Source organism: Streptomyces rubellomurinus (genome assembly GCF_000961885.1).
Taxonomy (GTDB): domain Bacteria; phylum Actinomycetota; class Actinomycetes; order Streptomycetales; family Streptomycetaceae; genus Kitasatospora; species Kitasatospora rubellomurina.
The window spans coordinates 1-3,166 of the sequence record NZ_JZKH01000208.1; the positions used below are offsets into that span (position 1 = coordinate 1).

Consider the following 3,166-nt stretch of genomic DNA (forward strand, 5'->3'; position numbering starts at 1 on the left):
CGCCGGTACGGACATTCCGATCGGTACGCCGGTGGCGGGGCGTGCGGACGAGGCGTTGGACGAGCTGGTCGGGTTCTTCGTCAACACCCTGGTGCTGCGCACCGATCTGTCGGGGGACCCGGGTTTCACCGAGGTGCTGGCCCGGGTGCGGGAGGCGGACCTGGCGGCGTACGAGCACCAGGACGTGCCCTTCGAGCGCGTGGTGGAGGCGCTCAACCCAGAGCGCTCGCTCGCCCGCCACCCCCTCTTCCAGGTGATGATGACCCTGGAGAGCGGCCCCGCCCCGGCCCTGGAGCTGCCCGGCCTCGCGGCCGAGCCGCTGCCGGTCGGCTGGGACACCACGAAGTTCGACCTGACCGTCGACTTCCGGGAGCACCGCAGCGCCGAAGGCGCGCCCGCCGGGATCGGCGGCGCACTGGAGTACCCGACGGACCTCTTCGACCGGGAGACCGCCGAGGCGATGGCGGCGAGCCTCGTCCGGGTGCTGGACCAGCTGGCCGCCGCCCCGCGCCGCCCGGTCGGCGAGACGGACCCGCTGTCCGCCGAGGACCGCGAGCGGATCCTGGTCCGCTGGAACGGCGCCGCGCTGCCCGTCCCCGACGCGACCCTCCCGCAGCTGTTCGAGGCCCAGGCGGCGCGCACCCCCGGGGCCACGGCGCTCGTCCACCGGGGCACCGCCCTGACCTTCGCCGAACTCGACGCGCGGGCCGACCGCCTGGCCGGCGCCCTGGCCGAGCACGGCGCCGGGCCGGACAGCCTCGTCGCGCTGGCGCTGCCGAGGTCCGCCGAGTCGATCGTGGCCCTCCTCGCCGTCCTCAAGGCCGGCGCGGCGTCCGTCCCCGTCGACCTGGAGTACCCGGCGGAGCGCATCGCGCTGCTCCTGGCGGACGCGGCGCCGACCGTGGTCGTCACCGACTCCGCCACGGCCGCCGCGCTGCCGCACGTCCCCGGCGCCCGACAGGTCCTCGCCGACGACCCGGCGGTCGCGGCCCGGCCGGCCGCCCGGCTCGGCCGCACCGTCCGGCCCGGCGACGCGGCGTACGTCATCCACACCTCCGGCTCCACCGGCCGGCCCAAGGGCGTGGTCATCGACCACGCGGGCCTGCGCAACCTCTACACCCACCACCGGGCCGGCCTGATGACCCGGGCCGAGCGGTCCCGCGGCGGCGAGCGCCGGATGCGGGTGGCCCTGACGGCCTCGCTCTCCTTCGACACCTCCTGGGAGGGGCTGCTGTGGATGGTCGCCGGCCACGAACTGCACCTCATCGCCGATGACGTCCGCCGCGACGCGGGCGCCATGGCCCGGCACATCGCCGAGACCGGCATCGACGTCCTCGACGTCACCCCCACCTACGCCGAACAGCTCATCGAGGAGGGCCTGCTGACCGACCCGCGCCACCGGCCCCGGGTCCTCCAGATCGGCGGCGAAGCGGCCGGCCCGGCCCTGTGGGCGCGGGTCAGGGAAGCGGACGACCTGATCTGCTACAACATCTACGGCCCGACCGAGTGCACCATCGACGCCCTGTGGTGGGACACCGCGGACAGCGGACGGCCCCTGGTCGGCGTGCCGCTCGCCAACACCCGCGGCTACGTCCTGGACGCGGCGCTGCGGCCGGTGCCGGACGGCGTCGAAGGCGAACTGTACGTCGGCGGAGCCCAGTTGGCCCGCGGCTACCTGGGCCGCCCGGCGCTCACGGCGGAGCGCTTCGTGGCCTGCCCCTTCGTGCCCGGGGAGCGCATGTACCGCACGGGCGACCTCGTCCGACGCGGACCCGGCGGCGCCCTGGAATTCCTCGGCCGCGCCGACGACCAGGTCAAGATCCGCGGCTTCCGGATCGAACCCGGCGAGGTCGAGGCCGCCCTGGCGCGGCTGCCGGACGTGGCGCAGGCCGCCGTGGCCGTCCGGGAGGACGGCCCGGGCGGGCCGCGGCTGGTGGCGTACGCCGTGCCGGTGGCGGGCCGCGAGCCGGACGCGGCGGCCCTGCGCCGGGGGCTGGCGGCCGCGCTGCCGGCCCACCTGGTGCCGTCCGCGGTGGTCGTCCTGGACGGCTTCCCGCTCACCCCGAACGGCAAGCTGGACCGGGCCGCGCTCCCGCGCCCCGATCACCCGGCGGCAGCCGCGGCGCGCGCACCGCGCACCGCACGGGAGGAGATCCTCGCCGGGCTCTTCGCCACCGTGCTGGGCCTGCCCGAGGTGGGCGTCGACGACGGCTTCTTCGACCTCGGCGGACACTCCCTGCTCGCCACCCGCCTGATCTCCCGGGCCCGGACGGCCCTCGGCGTCGAGGTGAGCCTGCGCGACCTGTTCCAGGCGCAGACCCCCGCCGCGCTCGCCGAGCTCACCCGGGCCGCCGGCCGCGCCCGCCCGGCGCTGCTGCGGCGCGAACTCCCCGACCACCCGCCGCTGTCCTTCGCCCAGCACCGCCAGTGGTTCGTCCACCAGGCCGAGGAGCGGGCCGCCCACCACAACATGCCCTTCGCCGTGCGGCTGCGCGGCGCCCCGGACCGCACCGCCCTCGCCGCCGCCCTGGCCGACGTCGTCGCCCGGCACGAGGTGCTGCGCACCCTGTTCCCCGAGGTGGACGGCCGGCCGGTGCTGCGCGTCCTGCCCCCGGAGCAGGCCCGCCCCCGCCTCCTCGTCGAGGAGATCGAGGAGATCGAGGAGGTCGAGGGCGCCGACGAGGCGCGGCTGGGCGCGGCGCTGGCGGCGGAGGCCGGCCACCGGTTCGACCTGGCCACCGAAATCCCCCTGCGGGCACGGCTGTTCCGGCTGGGGGAGGAGGAGCACGTGCTCCTCCTGGTGCTGCACCACATCGCCTCCGACGGCTGGTCGATGGAACCCCTCCTGAAGGACCTGGCGCGGGCCTACGCGGACCGGGTGCGGGGGAGTGCTCCCGGTTGGGCGCCGCTGCCGGTGCGGTACGTGGACTACGCGCTGTGGCAGCGTGAGCTGTTGGGTGGGGAGGGGGATCCGGAGAGTCTGCTGAGTCGCCAACTGGCTTTCTGGCGGGGGGCGTTGGCTGGTGTGCCGGTGGAGCTGGCGTTGCCGTTCGATCGTGCTCGGCCGGCGGTGGCGAGTTATGCGGGGGCGTCGGTGCCGGTGGTGCTGGATGCCGAACTGCACGGCCGGTTGGCGGGGTTGGCGCGGGAGTGCGGTTGCACGCTG

Annotated in this window: 1 protein-coding gene; it reads left to right on the forward strand. The window is 76.1% G+C overall.

Translation table 11 applies throughout. The features are described from left to right. Positions 1-19: 19 nt before the first annotated feature. On the forward strand, positions 20-3,166 hold a 3,147-nt coding region (locus tag VM95_RS37265), incomplete at its 3' end, for an amino acid adenylation domain-containing protein (protein ID WP_341846056.1).